The 16,995-nt window shown below is 72.0% G+C and carries 15 protein-coding genes and 1 pseudogene; 7 read left to right on the top strand and 9 right to left on the bottom strand.

Translation table 11 applies throughout. From position 1 onward, the window contains the following. Positions 1-175, bottom strand: a pseudogene (locus BLW04_RS26095) (IS256 family transposase); the annotation flags it as partial. Between the two features lie 282 nt (positions 176-457). Here BLW04_RS26095 and BLW04_RS18715 point away from each other — a divergent pair. Then, positions 458-1,432, top strand: coding sequence for a methyl-accepting chemotaxis protein (locus BLW04_RS18715; RefSeq protein WP_175484141.1), 975 nt, complete (start codon positions 458-460; stop codon positions 1,430-1,432). A 154-nt stretch (positions 1,433-1,586) separates the two neighbouring features. Here the strand turns inward: BLW04_RS18715 and BLW04_RS18710 are convergent, their stop codons facing one another. Further along, positions 1,587-2,018, bottom strand: coding sequence for a DUF2795 domain-containing protein (locus BLW04_RS18710; protein ID WP_091544784.1), 432 nt, complete (start codon positions 2,016-2,018; stop codon positions 1,587-1,589). A 47-nt stretch (positions 2,019-2,065) separates the two neighbouring features. Further along, positions 2,066-2,275: a hypervirulence associated TUDOR domain-containing protein gene (locus tag BLW04_RS18705; RefSeq protein WP_091544782.1), complete on the bottom strand. Its 210-nt coding sequence runs from the start codon at positions 2,273-2,275 to the stop codon at positions 2,066-2,068. A gap of 334 nt (positions 2,276-2,609) precedes the next feature. Between BLW04_RS18705 and BLW04_RS18700 the strand changes: the two genes are divergently transcribed. The 5 genes from BLW04_RS18700 (at position 2,610) to cysD (ending at position 7,595) form a co-directional block, all read left to right on the top strand. Then, complete coding sequence (locus BLW04_RS18700) at positions 2,610-3,386, top strand: siderophore-interacting protein (RefSeq protein WP_091544780.1); 777 nt, start codon at positions 2,610-2,612, stop codon at positions 3,384-3,386. A 121-nt stretch (positions 3,387-3,507) separates the two neighbouring features. After that, positions 3,508-4,233 (top strand): response regulator transcription factor, encoded by a 726-nt coding sequence (locus BLW04_RS18695; RefSeq protein WP_091544778.1) that lies wholly within the window; start codon positions 3,508-3,510, stop codon positions 4,231-4,233. Beyond that, on the top strand, positions 4,230-5,801 hold the full coding sequence (locus tag BLW04_RS18690; RefSeq protein ID WP_254781778.1) for a sensor histidine kinase: 1,572 nt from the start codon (positions 4,230-4,232) through the stop codon (positions 5,799-5,801). The genes BLW04_RS18695 and BLW04_RS18690 overlap by 4 nt, the downstream gene beginning before the upstream one ends. A 34-nt stretch (positions 5,802-5,835) precedes the next feature. After that, on the top strand, positions 5,836-6,552 hold the full coding sequence (locus tag BLW04_RS18685; protein WP_091544775.1) for a PaaI family thioesterase: 717 nt from the start codon (positions 5,836-5,838) through the stop codon (positions 6,550-6,552). A gap of 134 nt (positions 6,553-6,686) precedes the next feature. Further along, positions 6,687-7,595, top strand: a complete 909-nt coding sequence (gene cysD, locus BLW04_RS18680) for a sulfate adenylyltransferase subunit CysD (protein ID WP_091544773.1) — start codon at positions 6,687-6,689, stop codon at positions 7,593-7,595. 38 nt (positions 7,596-7,633) lie between these two features. On the opposite strand, the gene BLW04_RS18675 is transcribed toward cysD, so the two are convergent. From BLW04_RS18675 to BLW04_RS18665, 3 genes are all read right to left on the bottom strand, one after another. Next, the gene (locus tag BLW04_RS18675; RefSeq protein ID WP_091544771.1) at positions 7,634-8,377 is read right to left on the bottom strand and encodes a glycoside hydrolase family 16 protein; all 744 of its coding nucleotides are present in this window, start codon (positions 8,375-8,377) and stop codon (positions 7,634-7,636) included. A gap of 133 nt (positions 8,378-8,510) precedes the next feature. Next, positions 8,511-10,271: a glycosyltransferase family 2 protein gene (locus BLW04_RS18670; protein ID WP_091544769.1), complete on the bottom strand. Its 1,761-nt coding sequence runs from the start codon at positions 10,269-10,271 to the stop codon at positions 8,511-8,513. Then, positions 10,268-11,443, bottom strand: a complete 1,176-nt coding sequence (locus BLW04_RS18665) for a glycoside hydrolase family 26 protein (RefSeq protein WP_091544767.1) — start codon at positions 11,441-11,443, stop codon at positions 10,268-10,270. Before BLW04_RS18665 ends, BLW04_RS18670 begins: the two co-directional genes overlap by 4 nt. Before the next feature lie 454 nt (positions 11,444-11,897). On the opposite strand from BLW04_RS18665, the gene BLW04_RS18660 reads away from it, so the two are divergent. Next, on the top strand, positions 11,898-13,199 hold the full coding sequence (locus BLW04_RS18660) for a sulfate adenylyltransferase subunit 1 (RefSeq protein WP_091544765.1): 1,302 nt from the start codon (positions 11,898-11,900) through the stop codon (positions 13,197-13,199). 102 nt (positions 13,200-13,301) lie between these two features. Here BLW04_RS18660 and BLW04_RS18655 read toward each other — a convergent pair whose 3' ends face one another. Genes BLW04_RS18655 through BLW04_RS18645 form a run of 3 tightly spaced genes read right to left on the bottom strand, consistent with a single transcriptional unit; the run spans position 13,302 to position 16,941 of the window. Then, positions 13,302-14,159 (bottom strand): FAD binding domain-containing protein, encoded by an 858-nt coding sequence (locus tag BLW04_RS18655; RefSeq protein ID WP_091544763.1) that lies wholly within the window; start codon positions 14,157-14,159, stop codon positions 13,302-13,304. Continuing rightward, complete coding sequence (locus BLW04_RS18650; protein WP_091544762.1) at positions 14,156-14,659, bottom strand: (2Fe-2S)-binding protein; 504 nt, start codon at positions 14,657-14,659, stop codon at positions 14,156-14,158. Before BLW04_RS18650 ends, BLW04_RS18655 begins: the two co-directional genes overlap by 4 nt. Then, positions 14,659-16,941 carry a xanthine dehydrogenase family protein molybdopterin-binding subunit gene (locus BLW04_RS18645; protein ID WP_091544760.1) on the bottom strand — a complete coding sequence of 761 codons (2,283 nt, stop codon included), beginning with the start codon at positions 16,939-16,941 and terminating at the stop codon, positions 14,659-14,661. Before BLW04_RS18645 ends, BLW04_RS18650 begins: the two co-directional genes overlap by 1 nt. Positions 16,942-16,995: the final 54 nt, after the last annotated feature.

Raw genomic sequence — 16,995 nt, 5'->3', positions numbered from 1 at the left:
CGTCGGCCTCCATCAGCGCGTTCATCACCTGCATCCCGGCGCCAACCGCCAGGGCCAGCAGCCCCTCCTGCATCGATTCGGCGATCTCAGCCATCGCCACGCTCACCCGCTCGGGCACGGCCACCCCGGGCGCGTCCGGTGTGTCGGTCTCGGTCTTCTGGTAGGTCTTGCTCACGGCGGTCCCCTGTTCGGATGGAGTCTTGGCGGACGCCCAACACCTACCTCACGGCCGGTGCAGGCGGGGGACCGCCACCTCAACTTCCACGAGACCCGGGACAACCTCGCTCCTGGCGGCCGTTCCCCGTCGTCCGCGCCACCGGCCGGTGCGGCCGCTACCCGCGGTAGCCGTCAGGATACGGGGAATCGGCCCAGGATCCGGGCGGGCGCGCGGACCAGCGCGTCGCGACCGTGCGCGCTCGTGCGGCGGAGGCCAGCCGGCGCACGTAGCGTCCGGCGGGTGAAGCTCCCGTTCCCCGGCCCCACCGACGTGTTCCACGCAGCCGGGGGCCTGCGGTCCGGCGTCACCGAGGCGCTCGCGCTGCTGCCCCGGGTGGCCGCCGCCGTCGGCGCCATGGAGGGCGTCGTGGACCGGGTCGGTGGACTGCTGGACCGCATCGAGTCCGTGGTGGAGCTCGCCGAGGTGGCCATCGCCGGAGTGGACGAGAGCCGTCTCCTGGCCGATCAGGCGATAGCCGACGTCGCCCAGTCCCGGGCCAGGGCCGACGAGGCGATCTCCAGCGTCGGGCAGACCAACCAGGCCGCCGACGAGGCGATCACCACCATCCGCGCCACCAACCACGCCGCCGACGACGCCATCACCACCATCCGGCAGACCAACCACGCCGCCGACGACGCCATCACCACCATCCGGCAGACCAACCAGGCCGCCGACGAGGCGATCACCACCATCCGCGCCACCAACCACGCCGCCGACGAGCTGGTCGCCGCGGTGGGCGGAACGACCTCGGCCGCGGACGGCGCGCTGGACCGGGCCCAGGCCATGCTGGACAGCGTCACGCCACTGCTGGATGCCTACCGTCCGGCGCTGGCGGCGTTCGAGCCCGCGATCACCCGCTTCGCCGCACAGCTGGACCCCGACGAGGTGCAGGCGCTCATCACCCTGGTCGACCGGCTCCCCCGACTGGTGGTGCACCTCGACGAGGACGTGCTGCCGGTGCTGACCACCCTGGGAGCCGTCGTCCCGGACGTGCACGACCTGCTGGACACGGTGCAGGACATGCGTCAGGTGGTGAAGGGCTTCCCCGGGTCCAAGCTGTTCCGCCGGCGGGGCGCCGAGGAGATCGCGCAGGAAGAAGCAGAGGACCGGGCCGACGACCACAGCGGCGACCGGTCCGGCGACTGGAACGCGCCGGACACCGACCGCGGCGAGGCGCAGGCCGACGAGCAGGTACAGCACTGGGCCGGCCACTGAGCCGGCCACCGGTCGAGAGCCCGGGTGGCGGTGCCGCCCGCCTGCGGGCGGCACCGCCGGCCGTTTGAATCAGCCCGCCGCACGGTGGCCGAGCCACACACCGGAGGTGCACTCAGGGCCGCCGCAGGCGTTCCGGTTCCCCACCGGAGTGCGTTCAGGTCTCGGTCGGGTACCCCAGCGCCCGCACCACGTCGCCGACCCGCTCGTAGACCTCGTCCGCGGGCAGCCGGGACAGTTCGTCGGCCACCGCGTCGGGAGCCCGGTGGTCGCGGGCGGCCTCGACCAGGACGGCGCCGGTGTTCGGGAAGTCGGCCCGGACCAGCCACCGTGCGAGTTCGGCTCGGGCCACCACTGCGTCCGGCGACATCCCGACCGGCACGCCACCGACCAGCGTGTCCGCCGGCGAGGAGTCGACGTCGGGCTCCCCCTCGGCGACCGGCTCCGGGTCGTTCCACTCCTCCGCGTGGGTCGAGCGGCCGGCGCGCACCATGCCCTCGACCTCGTGCTTGAGCTCGTCGTCCTCCCGTGCGCTGTGCTTGGTGCTCCGCGCGGACGTGCCCGCAAAGACGTCGTCGTTCTCGCTCATGGGGTCCTCCTCCTCCGGCCGGGGCCGGTCAGTCCTTGTCCAGTGCGTCAGTCCTTGTCCAGTGCGCTGGGCTTGTGGACGGCGGTCCTGCCCGTCTTGTCGCTCGCCACCTCGTACTGCGACTCGTCTGGACTGGCCCGCACGATGCGACCGGACGCCTCGGTGTCCTCGGTGATCGCCCGGGTGACGGTGCCCTCGACCTCGTTGCCGTGGCTCTGCCAGCTGACCTGGTCGCCCTTCTCCAGCTCGTCCGCCATCGTCGGCCTCCTTCTCGGTACGGACCTGCTGCCTGCCCGGCAGCGGAGGGACGCACACATGAGCGCGCCGGACGCCGAGTCGGTGCGCCCCCGGAGCACGGTCGGAGCGGATCGGCCACCTGAGCTCTCACCCGATCGGGGGAGTACGCCGTCCGGGCTGTGCCGACCGTCGATCGGTCACGTAGCGTGCGTGCTCTACGGGGTGTGCAGCACAGCTCCGCTGACCAGGGCTTCGGCTCCGTGACAGCGAGTGACCAGCCCGTCCGCGATCGCCGGCCCGGTCGGCCCCATTCCCCCGGGGCCGGTCGGGTCGGCCCGTTTACGCTGGGCTCCCGTGAGCACCCCCGAGGGCCTGCGCCCGGTCGACGTCCTGACCGTCGTCGCCGTGACGACCGTGACTCCCGCCGTCCGCCGGGTGACCCTGACCGCGCCGGCCGACGTCGTGGCGGCCGCCGGGCCGACCCTCTCCCTGCTCGTCCCCCGGGTGGCCGACCGCTCCCCCGTGTGGCCCCAGGTGGCCCGGGACGGCCGGATCGTCTGGCCGCAGGGCAGCCACGGCGTGAGCATGCGCCGGTACACCGCGAAGCGTCAGGACCCGCCCGCCGGCGAGCTGGACGTCGACTTCGTCCTGCACGGTGACGGGCCCGCGGCCACGTGGGCCACGGCCGCCCGGCCCGGTGACCTGCTGGGTGTGGCCAGCGCGGCGTCGCTGGGCGAGGCCACGGCCGGATGGGTGCTGCTGGTCGGCGACGAGACCGCGCTGCCGGCGATCGGCCGCATCCTCGGCGCCGCGGCACCCACGACCCGCGGGGTGGCGTTGGTCGAGGTGGCCGGGCCGGAGGAGCAGCAGCCCCTCCCGGCGCCGGCCGGGGTGGAGGTGCGCTGGCTGCACCGCGCCGGCGCCGTTCCCGGTACCGGCACGCTCCTCGCCGACGCCGTCGCCGCCCTGCAGCCGCCCGGCGGAGACGACGTATTCGCCTGGGTGGGCGCCGAGTCCGCGGCCGTCCGGGAGATCCGGGCGGACCTGCGCGGACGCTGGGGGCTGCGCCGCACGCAGCACCACGCCATCGGGTACTGGCGCCGCGGCCGGGCCGCCTCCGTCGCGGACTGACCCAGGTCCCAGCGAGCGCATCCCCAGCCTTCTCACAGGTAATGTCCAGGGCAGCCGCAGCCCCGCGCCCGACCGTCGACGCATGACGTCGACCGCCGCACAGGGTTCCTCGGGAGGGGCCGTGACCAGCAGCAGCCGCAGTGCCCAGACGCCGGAGGCCCGGCTGCTCGTGGTCGACGACGAACCGAACATCCGGGAGCTGCTGTCGGCCAGCCTCCGCTACGCCGGCTTCGAGGTGGCCACCGCGCCCGACGGCCAGCAGGCGCTCACCGTGGCTGCCGAGTTCCGCCCCGACCTGCTGGTGCTCGACGTGATGATGCCCGGGCTCGACGGCTTCGGCGTCGTCCGCCGGCTGCGCCAGAACGGCACCCACACGCCGGTCCTGTTCCTCACCGCGCGCGACGCCGCCGAGGACAAGGTCACCGGTTTGACCCTCGGCGGCGACGACTACGTCACCAAGCCGTTCAGCCTTGACGAGGTGCTCGCCCGGATCCGTGCGGTGCTACGGCGCAGCCAGACCGCGCAGCGCGCCAGCGAGGCCCCCCGCCTCACGTTCGCCGACATCGAGCTGGACGAGGAGTCCCACGAGGTCCTCAAGGCCGGGAAGCTGGTCAGCCTCTCCCCCACCGAGTTCAAGCTGCTGCGCTACCTGATGACCAACGCCGGGCGGGTGCTGTCCAAGGCGCAGATCCTCGATCACGTGTGGAACTACGACTTCAACGGCGAGGCCAACGTCGTGGAGTCCTACATCTCCTACCTGCGCCGCAAGATCGACACCACCGAGCCGCGTCTGCTGCACACCCTGCGCGGCGTCGGCTACTCGCTGCGGCTGCCGCGCGGGACGTGAACGAGCTCGCGGAGGACCGGGCGGTCAGCGCGGGCGCGATCTCCGACCAGCGCCGTCCGGACGACGATCCGCCGTTCCCCGGACCGGGTCCCGCGCCCTCACCGCGGGCTCCCCGCGTCCCGCTGCGGATCACCCTGGTCGCCCTGCTCATGGCGCTGGTGACCCTCGCCCTCGTCGTGACCGGCTTCGCCGCCACCTCGCTGCTGCGCGGGTACCTGGTCGGCCAGCAGGACGCCCAGCTGCGTAGCTCCGCCCAGGAGCTGGACCGCGACCCGTCCAGCACCGTGCAGAGCTGCACGATGCGGGTCTTCCAGTTCGGTGGCGGCTACGTTGCCTGCATCCCGCTCTCCGGTGACGCCCGGGTGTTCAAAGGCCCCCGCACCCCCGACGCCTCGCTGCCCGACGTCTCGGAGATCTCCCCGGCCACGGTGGACCAGTACGACGACGCGCCGTTCACCCTGCGCGCCGCCGACCGCAGCACGTCCTGGCGGCTGCTGGCGACCGAGGTCACCGACGGCCTGGTTGTCGCGGTGGGCATCGACCTGGCCGACGACAACGCCGTCCTCGGCCATCTGGTGACCATCGAGGTGGTCGTGGGGTTGCTGGTGCTGGCCGCGCTCGGCATAGCCGGCTATCTCCTGGTGCGCAACAGCCTGCGGCCGCTGGTCGAGGTGGAGCACACCGCCCAGGCGATCGCCGGCGGCGACCTGTCCCGCCGCGTGCCCGAGGGCGACGACCGCACGGAGGTCGGGCGACTGTCCACTGCGCTCAACGGCATGCTGGGCCGGATCGAGGGCTCGTTCCGTGCCCAGCAGGAGTCCGAGGAGCAGGCCCGGGCCTCCGAGAGCCGGATGCGCCGGTTCGTCGCCGACGCCAGCCACGAGCTGCGGACGCCGCTGACCTCCATCCGGGGCTTCGCCGAGCTGCACCGCCAGGGCGCGGCCTCCGGGCCCGAGGACACCCGCCGGCTCATGCAGCGCATCGAGTCCGAGTCCACCCGGATGAGCACGCTGGTCGAGGACCTGCTGCAGCTGGCGCGGCTGGACCAGCAGCGCCCGCTGACCCTGGCGCCGGTGGACCTCACCGAGCTGGCCGGGGACGCCGTCCACGACGCGCGGGCTGTGCAGCCGGACCGGCCGATCGGCCTGCATCTGGACGCCTCCCTCACCGACGCGCCGGTCGTGGTGGGGGACGAGGCCCGGCTGCGCCAGGTGCTGGGCAACCTGGTCACCAACGCGCTGACCCACACCCCGGTCGACGCCAAGGTCACCGTGCGGCTGTCGGAGGACCCGGCCGACCCCGGCACCGTGGTCGTCTCGGTCACCGACGAGGGTCCGGGACTGGCCCCCGCCGATGCCCAGCGCGTGTTCGAGCGCTTCTACCGGGCCGACACCGCCCGCACTCGCGCGGCCGGTGGCTCGGGCCTCGGCCTGTCGATCGTCGCCTCGCTGGTCGGCGCACACGGTGGCGGGGTAGACCTCACGACCGCACCGGGCGCGGGGGCGACGTTCGCCGTCCGGCTGCCCCGCTCCGGTCCCGCCGCGGCGCCGGCCGGCCCACCCGGCTGACCGGGCCGCACCGCCGGAGGTGTCCAATCCGGGGGTGGACACCCCCGGGACCGACACCGGCGGCGACGCCGACCTGCTGGCCGCCGTCACCGACCTGGGCAGCGCGCTGCGCGAACTGGTCGACGCCTCGGTGACGACCCAGGCGGACCCGGCCGCGCTCCGGGCGGCCGCCGCGGCCGCCCGGCAGGTCACCGCCGGGCTGAGCCGCACCCGCCGGGCTCGCACCGAGCTGCCCGCTCTGGACGACCCGGTCCGCTTCTTCCGTGTCTACAACCCGGTGTCGGGCATCGGCAGCGCCCTGGCCCCGCCGCTGGACGTCCGGGCCGAGGGCGACGGGGTCGTTGGCGAGGTGGTCCTGGGACTGGCCTACGAGGGGCCGCCGAGCTTCGTGCACGGTGGTGTCAGCGCGCTGCTCATGGACCAGCTACTCGGGGCCGCAACCATCGCCAGGGGCCTGTGGGGCATGACCGTGCACCTGGAGCTGGACTACCGCGGACCCGTGCCGTTGGAGACCATGCTGGTGCTGCGCGCCCGGGTGACCGAGGACGCCGGGCGCAAGACCGTGGTGACCGGCACGATCGCCGCCGCGGCCGAACCCGAGCGGGCGCTGGTCGCCGCCTCCGGGGTGTTCGTCGTCCCCCGGCCCGACCGCAGCGAGGCCCTGTTCGGCGCCATCACCGACGCCGTCGGGCGGCACGCCCCGCCGGGGCGCCCCACCGACGCCACCGCCGTGCGCCCGGCCGGGGACTGACGGCCGGCTCTCCACCGCCGGTGCCCATGCCGGACACTGGTGCCGGAATCTGCACCACCGCCGGTGGGTTGCCTGCGAAGGACCTGTCCTCCAGCCGGGTGGCCCCTGCCCGCCGACCTCCGGGAGCTCGCTGCGTGACCACCCCTGACTACCGGCTCACCCAGCTGCAGACGCTGGAGGCCGAGTCCCTCCACGTGATGCGCGAGGTCGCCGCCGAGTGCGAACGCCCGGTGCTGCTGTTCTCCGGCGGCAAGGACTCCCTCGTGATGCTGGAGCTGGCCCGCAAGGCCTTCACCCCGGCCCGCATACCGTTCCCGGTGATGCACGTCGACACCGGCCTGAACTTCCCTGAGGTCCTCGAGTTCCGCGACAAGCGGGTCGCCGAGCTCGGCGTCGAGCTGGTCGTGGCCTCGGTGCCCGACGCCATCGCCGCCGGCACGGTGCAGGAGGAGCCCAACGGCTCCCGCAATCGGATCCAGACCCCGGTGCTGCTGGACGCCGTGGAGGAGCACGGGTTCACCGCGCTGTTCGGCGGCGCCCGCCGGGACGAGGACAAGGCCCGCGCCAAGGAGCGGATGTTCTCCTTCCGCGACGAGTTCGGTCAGTGGGACCCGAAGAACCAGCGACCCGAGCTGTGGGACCTCTACAACGGCCGCATCCACCAGGGCGAGTCGATCCGGGTTTTCCCGCTGTCCAACTGGACCGAGCTGGACATCTGGGCCTACATCGCGAGTGAGGAGATCGGCATCCCCGGGCTGTACCTCGCCCGCGAACGCGACGTCGTCGACCGGGGCGGGATGCTCTACGCGGTCAACGAGTTCATCACCCCCCGCGAGGGGGAGCCGGTCCTGCGTGAGTCCGTCCGCTACCGCACCGTGGGCGACGCCAACTTGACCGCCGCCGTGCGCTCCACCGCCACCACGGTCGCCGAGGTGATCGCCGAGATCTCGGTGACCCGGCTGACCGAGCGCGGCGCGACCCGGGGCGACGACAAGGTCAGCGAGGCCGCCATGGAGGACCGCAAGAAGGAGGGGTACTTCTGATCGGTGCCGGTGCACCGGGGATCCACCGGCTGCGCCACTCAGGCTTGCACGGAGCACCGTACCCAGTCGACGACGAGTGAGGTCACCGGCGGCGTCGAGGCGTCCGGTGGACCCGGCAGGGTTCCTCCCACTGCCACGTTGAGCAACAGGTACTGCTGGCCGGGGAACGGCCAGACGTCGTCACCGGTGGCGTCGCGAGCGGAGACCACGCCCGTGGTGAGTCCGTCGATGCCGAAGACGACGCGGTCCGGGAACCACTGCGCGCTGTAGGTGTGAAAGCTCTCGCACAGTGGTCGCTCCACCGCGGTGGTGACGCCCAGCTGCCAGTGCGTGGCGTCCCGGTGCCCACCGTGCACGGTCTGCAGTGCGGTCGTGGCGTCCCCGACAGACTCGATCAGGTCGATTTCACCGCACGTCGGCCAACCAAGCTGGTCGATGTCCTCGCCCAGGGTCCATGCCGCAGGCCAGATGCCGACACCTGAAGGCACTCTGGCCCGGACCTCGTAGAGCCCGTGCCCCGAGGTGCGCTTGCCGGACGTGGTGATTCTCGCCGAGGTCCAGAGCACGTCACCCGACTCCGTGGTCGTGGCGCGGGCGCAGATGACGAGGTGCCCGTCCCCGTCCAGTGCCACGTTCTCCCGCGCGTCGGTGTAGGTCTGCAGCTCCCGATTGCCCCACCCTCCGCCGCCGAGCTCCGCCGTCCACACGGAGGGGTCGGGGAAACTACCAGCGGGGCCGTCGAAGTCGTCGTGCCACGCGAGGAGCCAGCCGCCGGTCGTCATGATGCTCCTCTCCACTCGCTCGCCACCTCTGGAGTGGCGCGGTCACTCGTGTCGTGCGAGGGCCACTGGGTCGGTGCTGGTCAGGCCTCGGGGCTGACCAGTACCGACCGACCCGGTTACGCGTTCGATCCGCTCAACCGAACGCCGGTTGCAACACGCCGGCCGGTTCGACGGTGTCCGCGCGCAGCGCGGCGAGCCGGCCGGCCGCCACCTGGACCATCGGCGTGAGGCAGATCGCCGCAGTCACCGCGGACCAGAACATCAGCGACCCGTTTGTGTGGTCCAGGAGCAACCCGGCCCCGATGGAGCCGCCTGAGACGGCCAACCACACCATGTGCGGACGGAAGGTCCGCCAGGTGTCGCCGGTGGCAGCACTGCCCTTGGCCGTCACCACGTACGTCAGCGGCCGACCGGCAAGCTGGGCCAACGCTGCCGCGATGTAGATCGGGAAGGTAACCGTGTCGAGCACCATCCCGGCCAGGCCCCAGCTCCGCCGCTCGTGCGCAGCGAGGTTGAAGCGGCGGAGGTACTGGGCGAGCGAGAATCCCAGCACCAGGTTGCTCCCCAGCAGCGTCACCCAGATGTGGAGGGGCAGTTGGGTGACGGAGATGCCACCCACCAGGTAGATCGCCCCCACCGAGACCCCGAACAGCCACGCGGGGGCGGTGATCGGGTAGTGCAGCTGCAGCGCCACGAAGGACAGCATCTGCTGCTTCGTCCCCATCTTCGGCAGCACCCGGGGGCTGTACTGCCGCACGATCTCCCAGACGCCGTACGCCCACCGCTTCTGCTGGGAGAAGTAGTCGCTGTACGTGGCCGGGCCCTCGCCCACCGCTAGGATGTCCGGGGTGTAGACGCCACGCCACGAGTTCCCGGTGTCCGGGTTGGTGTTGGTGTACAGCACGATGGACGTCAGGTGGTCCTCGATGATGCAGTCCTGGTAGCCGCCGATCTGGTCGAAGGCCGTCGGTCGGTAGAGGTGGTTGGTGCCGATGAGCATCGGAGCCTGCCGGCCGTTGCCGCCGCGCTGTACGACGCCGTGGAACATGTACGAGGACTCCGCCGCGCCACGGGCCACGAAGGACTGTTTCAGATTCCCATAGACCTGCGGGGCCACCACGAAGGCCGTGTCCGGGTCAGCGAAGTACCCGAGCGTCCGCTCCAGGAAGTGCGGGTAGGGAACGTGGTCCGGGTCCATCTGGGCCACCACGTCGTAGTCCATCTCGTGCTCGGCGCGCCAGCTGTTGTGGTTGCCGTGCTTGGTCTTGCGGCGGTACGGGCCGGTGTCGGTGTTCCACTCCGCCCGGCCCTTACGGCTGAAGTGCTTCACCCCGATCGCCTCACAGAGGCGTCGCACCTCGGGGTCGTTCCCCTCGTCCAGCAACCACACGTCCAAGAGCCCGTCGTGGCGGATGCGCTTCATCGCCCGCAGCGTGGTCATCACCAGCTCCACCGGCTCCTTGCCGGGCACGATGGTGGTGAGGACAGCCACCCTCTGCCCCGGCTGAGCCACCATGGGGATGGGGTCGCGCGCCACGCGCGTGTGGTAGGTGAGACTCCAGCTTCGCAATCCGGCGATCACCTGCAGCCCCACCATCATCAGAAGCCCTGCCACAGCCACCGCGGCGACGACCGGGTTGGAGCTGAGCTTCGGTAGGTTGGCCGGCAGGATCAGGAAGACCACCAGCGCAGCCGCGAGCGCCATGTGCAGCCCGCCCATCGCGGTCACCGTGATGCGCTGTCCGCGGGAGAGGTTGGAGCGGTAGCGCACGGTGGAGCTGGACGGCTGGAGCTCTCCCGCGATCGTGGACGGCTCCCGACCGTACAGCCGGCCGAGTTCTCGCCGCTCCGGCAGTGAGGCGGGTGGGGCCTGGGGGTGGACGTCGATGCTCATTCTGCGACCCTTCTGGTAGTGGGGAGGATGTGGCGGGAGACGAACGCCTGGTGCCATGCCGCGATGGCAGCTGCCTCGGTCTCGATGCGCCAGTCGATGTTCCGGGCGTCGTCCACGTGGTCGAACCACACGACGCCGGCGACATCTGGCCTGTGCTGCAGCTCGGCGAACGTGTCCGCCAGCCACTGCGCCTTGCTGCCTCCGCTGTTGCTGCTGCCGGTCTCGGCGATCCAGATCGGCTTGGCGGTCAGCGCCTGCAGCGCAGCGATGCTGGGATCGAACAGCGAGTCGAACGACTGCCACACCGTGGTGGAGTAGTCGTGGTGCTGGTCGCCCCAGTTGTAGTTGCTCATGCCGACGAGATCCACGTAGGCATCACCGGGATACAGGCCGGCCAGCGATGCACTCCCGCGGAAGACGCCGTTCGGGGCCCACATCCACGTCACGTTGCTGACGCCCAGAGCGGCGAACCGGTCGTGCACGTGTTGCCAGGCGAGCACGAACTGCCCCGGCTGGTTCCCGTTGACCCCGCTGCCCCACGGGTACCAGTTGCCGTTCATCTCGTGCATGAGCCGGATGGTCACTGGATGCGCGTAGCGCTGGATGGACTCGGCGAACATGTCGATGTAGGCGTCATGGTCGCCGTCGGCTATCGAGGCGAGGCTGTAGTCCGGCTGCGCGGTGTGCGAACCCGTGCTGTCCCACGGTTCCCAGGTGATCGACAGTCGCGCGCCCCGAGCCGCGACCGTGTCCGCGATGCCCCGCTCCAGCGGGCGGTCCAGTGACCAGCCCTCGAACACGTCGACCACCTCCGGGTGCGTGCCGGTCGCGGCGATGAACCGGTCGAGGTCGTCGGTCGTGGGCACCGAGATGCCCATGACGGGCTCCCGCACCGGCGTATCCGCACGCGGAGCCGTGCCGGTCGGCGGAGCCGTGACGGTCGGCGCAACCGGGGCAGGCTGCGCCGCCGTCGGCCCCATCGGAGTGGCCGTCCGGGGCCGGCCGGCAGGAGCCGCGGCGAGCACGACGTAGGCGATCAGCGCGATCAGTGCGGTGGCCGCCACGAGCAGGAACACCAGCCCGCCGTGTCCCTGCTGCCCGGGCGCCCCGCGCACGCCGTCTCGCCGGTCCACGACCCGCGCACCGGTCGGCGGCACCGTCGGTCCCGTCACGTGGTCGAGCCGCGCTGTGAGCGCCCGTCCACGGCGGAGCCCCCGCGGCCGATCGCCCGGCGGTCCCGGCGGCTCACCTGCGGGGTGATATCTGGCACGGTGGATGGTCACGTGAGCTCGCCCCCGACGCTGGTCCGATCGGAGGCGATTGCCCCCGACACCGGCCACTCTGGGCAGGCAACCGCACGCCCACCTGCGGGAATGCGCAAGGTTTGCGCACGATGTAGGCGCCGGTGCGCCTCCCGCCCAGTCGGGACGGACACCACCGGGTTCGCGGCGGGGCGCACCGGCCGCCCTGCAGGGCCAGGATCCGTCCTCTCCAGGTCGGGGATACTGGTTGCCATGTCGAGACCAGGAGCGTGCACGGGCGTGCGCACATGAGCACCGGGGCCGGCGTCCGGCTGAGTGGACCGCGCTCCACTTCGTCCGGGCACGAGGCGGAGGTCTTCAGCTGATGGGCGGTCTTCCCCGGCAAGCAGCGGTGGCCGAGCTGGCCGGCGCGCGCAAGGACATCCTGCGGATCGCCACCGCCGGTTCGGTGGACGACGGCAAGAGCACGCTGATCGGGCGGCTGCTGTTCGACAGCAAGGCGGTGTTCGAGGACCAGTACGAGGCGATCGAGCGGGCCAGCCGCGGCGACTACGTGGACCTGGCGCTGCTGACCGACGGCTTGCGGGCCGAGCGCGAGCAGGGCATCACCATCGACGTCGCCTACCGCTATTTCAGCACCCCGCGGCGCACGTTCATCCTGGCCGACACCCCCGGGCATGTGCAGTACACCCGGAACATGGTCACCGGCGCCTCGACCGCCGACCTGGCGATCGTGCTGGTCGACGCGCGCAAGGGGATGCTCGAGCAGAGCCGTCGACACGCCTTCCTCGCCTCGCTGCTGCGGGTTCCGCACCTGGTCGTCGCGGTGAACAAGATGGACCTCGTCGACTGGTCCGAGGAGGTCTACGAGCGGATCCGGGACGAGTTCACCGCGTTCGCCACCAAGCTCGACGTCCCCGATCTGACCGTCATCCCGATCTCGGCGCTGGCCGGGGACAACGTGGTGACCCGCTCGGTGAACATGCCCTGGTACGGGGGCACCTCGCTGCTGCACCACATCGAGCACGTGCACGTGGCCAGCGACCGGAACCTGGTCGACACCCGCTTCCCGGTGCAGTACGTGATCCGGCCGCAGACCGATGCCCACCACGACTACCGCGGTTACGCCGGCCGGGTCGGCGGCGGGGTGCTGCGTCCCGGTGACGAGGTCCAGGTGCTGCCCAGCGGCCTGACGACGACGATCGCCGCGATCGACGGTCCCGACGGGCCACTCGAGGAGGCGTTCCCACCCATGTCGGTGACCGTGCGGCTCACCGACGACCTCGACGTCTCCCGCGGAGACCTGATCTGCCGGCCGCACAACGCTCCCCAGGTCACCCAGGACGTCGACGCGCTGGTCTGCTGGATGAGCGAGCAGCCGCTGCGCCCACGGCAGCGGCTGGCCGTCAAGCACACCACCCGTTCGGTGCGGGCCGTGGTCAAGGAGCTGCAGTACCGGCTCGACATCAACACACTGCACCGGCAGACCGAGGCCGAGGGCGGCCTGGAGCTGGGGCTCAACGACATCGGCCGGGTGCGGCTGCGCACCACGCAGCCGCTGTTCGTCGACGACTACCAGCGCAACCGGGGCACCGGCCGGTTCATCCTCATCGACGAGGCCACCAACGCCACGGTGGGCGCCGGGATGCTGATCCCCGCCCGCTGACTAAGGACCCGCCCTCGGCTTAGGTATTGGAAGCTTTACCGGCAAGAAGCGGCCGCCCAGCTACCGGTAAAGCTTCCAATACCGAGGTGTTGCGGGCGGATCTCAGGCGGCGCCCGCGGCCGTCTCCAGCGCGCGCCGGGTGAGCAGCCGGGCGAGGTGCCGGCGGTAGTCGGCGTCGGCGTGCATGTCGGCGCCCGGCGAGGTGCCCTGGTCGGCGAGCTCGGCGGCCTCGGCGATCGAGGCACCGCCGGCCAGTGCCTCCTCGGTCGCCGTCGCGCGCAGCACCGTGCCCGCCATGTTGGCCAGCGCGACGCGAAGCGGTCCACCCGCCCCGCCACCCCGACTGCCGACGGCGGCGGCCGCCACGATCGGCCAGTCGTTCTCCCGCCGGGTGAACTTCTCATAGCCCCACCCGGTGGAGCCGGTGCGCGGCACCCGCAGCTCAACGACCATCTCGTCCGGCGACATCGCCGTCTCGAAGAACCCGGTCCAGAATTCGGTCACCGGAACCTCTCGGCGACCGCCCGGCCCCTGCAGCACCACGGTGCCGCCCAGGGCAAGCAGGGCGGTGGGCAGGTCGGACGCCGGGTCGCTGTGCGCCGTGGTGCCGCCGATCGTGCCGCGGTGCCGGACCTGGGGGTCACCCACCCGGCCGGCCACGTGCGGCAGCATCGGCACCTCGGCGCGGGCGACCTCGTCCCGCTCCAGCTCGTAGTGCCGGGTACCGGCACCGATCGCGACGATGGCATCAGCACCGTCACCCTCCACCCGCACGTAGGACAGGTCGGCGATGCCGCTGATGTCGATCAGCGCGCTGGGGATGGCCAGTCGCAGTTTCATGATCGGCAGCAGCGAGTGGCCACCGGCCAGCAGCTTGGCGTCCTCGCCGTGCTCGGCGAGCGCCGACAGCGCCTCGTCGACGGAGGCGACCTTGACGTACTCGAACGGGGCGGGAATCACTGGACGACCTCCTGCGCCTGCGGGACCTGCCCGGCGGCCGGCCCGGCCTGCGCCGCCGTCCGGACCGCCCGGACGATGTTGTGGTAGCCGGTGCAGCGACAGAGGTTGCCCTCCAGTCCCTCCCGGACCTCCCGGTCGGTGGGATCGGGATTGTCGGCCAGCACACCGATGGCGGCCATCACCATGCCCGAGGTGCAGAAGCCGCACTGCAGGCCGTGCTCGGCCCGGAAGGCGGCCTGCACCGGGTGCAGCTCGCCGTCCGACCCGGCCAGGCCCTCCAGTGTCGTGACCTGGGCGCCGTCGGCCTGCGCCGCCAGCACGGTGCAGCTCTTCACGGACAGCCCGTCGACCACGACGGTGCACGCCCCGCAGGACGTCGAGTCGCAGCCGATGTTGGTCGCCGTGAGCCCGCACGTCTCCCGGAGGTAGTGCGCCAGCAGCAGCCGCGGCTCGACCTCGTCGGTGCGCTGCTGGCCGTTGACGGTGATCGAGACCTGCATCAGTTGCCTCCCTGCTGGGCCTGCTGGATCGCCCGGAACACCCGCATCGGGGTGGTGGGCATGTCGATGTGCCGCACGCCCAGGTGGGCGACGGCGTCGATGACGGCGTTCTGCGTCGCCGGGGTGGACCCGATCGTCCCGGCCTCGCCGATGCCCTTGGCACCCAGCGGATTCATCGGGGTGGGGGTGGCCATCTCGACCAGCTCGAAGCTGGGCAGCTCGGTGGCCGAGATGAACGGGTAGTCGGCCAGGGTGGAGGTCGTCGGGTTGCCGTCGGAGTCGTAGAGGACCTCCTCCAGCAGCGCCTGGGCCACCCCCTGGGCGAAGCCGCCGTGCCGCTGCCCGTCGGCGAGCAGCGGGTTGAGGATCGTGCCGGCGTCGTCGACGGCGATCAGCCGCACGACCTCGGTCTTGCCGGACTCGACGTCGACCTCGACGACGACCACGTGCGCGCCGAAGGGGAACGTCGGACCGTTGGCACTGAACGTCGTCTGTACGAGCAGCTGCTCGTCGGCGGCCAGCTCGGCGAAGGTGATCCCGACGCCCGGTGTGCCGCGCACGGCCAGCCCGGCCAGCCCCTGGTCGACGACCAGGTCCTCGGGGTTGGCCTCGAGCTTCTCCGCCGCCCGCTTCTTGGCCAGCTCGACCAGCTCGCCGGCGGCCTGGTGCACGGCGGCGCCGCCCTGCTGGAGGCTGCGCGAGCCCATCGTGCCGCCGCCCCGGGGGATCAGGTCGGTGTCACCGTGCAGCACGGTGATCTTTTCCAGCGGGATGCCCAGCTGGTCGCTGGCGATCATCGCCCAGGCCGTGGCGTGACCCTGCCCGTGCGGGGACGTGCCGGTCAGGACGGTCGCCGTCCCGTCGGGGTGCACCTCGACGGTGGCGTTCTCGCTGGCCGCGCCGGCCTCGCCGCCGGCGCCGGTGATCTCCACGTAGACCGACAGCCCGATGCCGAGCTGGCGGACGTCACCGGCCTCCCGCCGGCGGGCCTGCTCGGCGCGCAGGTCGGCGTAGCCGGCCGCCTCGAGCGCCTTGTCCAGCGCCGCGGCGTAGTTCCCGGTGTCGTAGGTGGCGCCCATGGAGGTGGTGTGCGGGGAGTCGAAGGCCGGGATGACGTTCTTCCGGCGCACGTCGGCCGGGTCCATGCCGAGCTCGGCGGCGAACAGGTCGACCGCCCGTTCCACCGCGGCGGTCGCCTCCGGCCGGCCGGCACCGCGGTAGGCACCGATCGAGGTCGTGTTCGTGCCCAGCACGCGGGCCTGGGCATGCACCTTCGCAAAGGCGTACACCCCGCCGGCCATCAGCATGGTCAGCGTGGGCAGCACCACCCCGAGCCGCGGGTAGGCCCCGGCATCCTGGTCGACCACCAGGCTGTACGCCTCGACCGTGCCGTCGCGGCGGCCGCCGATGGTGACGACCTGGTCCTGCGCGCGACCGTGCAGCATCCCGACCAGGTTCTCCGAGCGGCTCTCCGACCAGCGCACCGGCCGTCCGACGATCTTGGCAACCTGGGCGATGAGCGCGAACTCGGGGTCGGCACCGATCTTGGCGCCGAAGCCGCCGCCGACGGCCGGGGTGATCAGGTGCACCAGCGAGGGGTCGAGCCCGAGCCAGGAGGCGATCTCCATCTTCGCCGCCTGGGCGCCCTGGTTGGAGCACCAGATGGTGACCCGGCCGTCCTCGCCCCAGACGGCCGCGGCCGCCCGGGTCTCCAGGGGCACCGGCGCCACCCGCTGGTTGACGATCCGCTGGGAGACCACGACCTCGCACCCGGCGAAGAAGTCCTCGGGGGCAGGTTCGCCGAACGCGGCGTACACGTTGGTGCCCACGTCGGGGAACAGCAGCACCTCGTCGCGGGCCGCAGCCTGGGTGCCCACCACGGCGGGCAGCGGGTCGATGTCGACCACGACCATCTCGGCGGCGTCCTCGCCCTGGTACCGGTCCTCGGTGAGGACGACGGCGATCAGTTCGCCGACGAAGCGCACGACGTCACTGGCCAGCCACGGCCGGATGACCGCCTTGTCGACGAACGGGAAGCCCGCCGGGATCGGCGCGAGGTCGGTGAGGTCCGTGGCGGTCACGACCGCCACCACCCCGGGCGCCTCGAGCGCCGCCGAGGTGTCCACGGACAGGATCCGGCCGTGCGCGACCTGCGAGCGGACGAAGGTCACGTGCAGCGCCCCGGTCAGGCGCTCGTCGGTCAGGTCGTCGGTGTAGACCGCTCCTCGGGTGAGGAACAGCGGGTCCTCCGTGCGGACGACCCGGGTGCCCAGGATGCTCATGCGCCTGCCCTCCCTCGTGCCAGTTGCGCACACTCAATCAGACCGTGTGACCAT

Source organism: Modestobacter sp. DSM 44400, from assembly GCF_900107175.1.
Classification (GTDB): Bacteria; Actinomycetota; Actinomycetes; order Mycobacteriales; family Geodermatophilaceae; genus Modestobacter.
The sequence above is the reverse complement of the archived record's forward strand: the minus strand, read 5'-3'. Positions and strand labels throughout refer to the sequence as shown.

Coding starts and splice junctions, on each gene's coding strand:
- BLW04_RS18710 (WP_091544784.1), bottom strand. CDS start 2,018: ATGAGCGAGAACGACGACGTCTTTGCGGGCACGTCCGCGCGGAGCACC.
- BLW04_RS18705 (WP_091544782.1), bottom strand. CDS start 2,275: ATGGCGGACGAGCTGGAGAAGGGCGACCAGGTCAGCTGGCAGAGCCAC.
- BLW04_RS18675 (WP_091544771.1), bottom strand. CDS start 8,377: ATGACGACCGGCGGCTGGCTCCTCGCGTGGCACGACGACTTCGACGGC.
- BLW04_RS18670 (WP_091544769.1), bottom strand. CDS start 10,271: ATGAGCATCGACGTCCACCCCCAGGCCCCACCCGCCTCACTGCCGGAG.
- BLW04_RS18660 (WP_091544765.1), top strand. CDS start 11,898: ATGGGCGGTCTTCCCCGGCAAGCAGCGGTGGCCGAGCTGGCCGGCGCG.
- BLW04_RS18650 (WP_091544762.1), bottom strand. CDS start 14,659: ATGCAGGTCTCGATCACCGTCAACGGCCAGCAGCGCACCGACGAGGTC.
- BLW04_RS18645 (WP_091544760.1), bottom strand. CDS start 16,941: ATGAGCATCCTGGGCACCCGGGTCGTCCGCACGGAGGACCCGCTGTTC.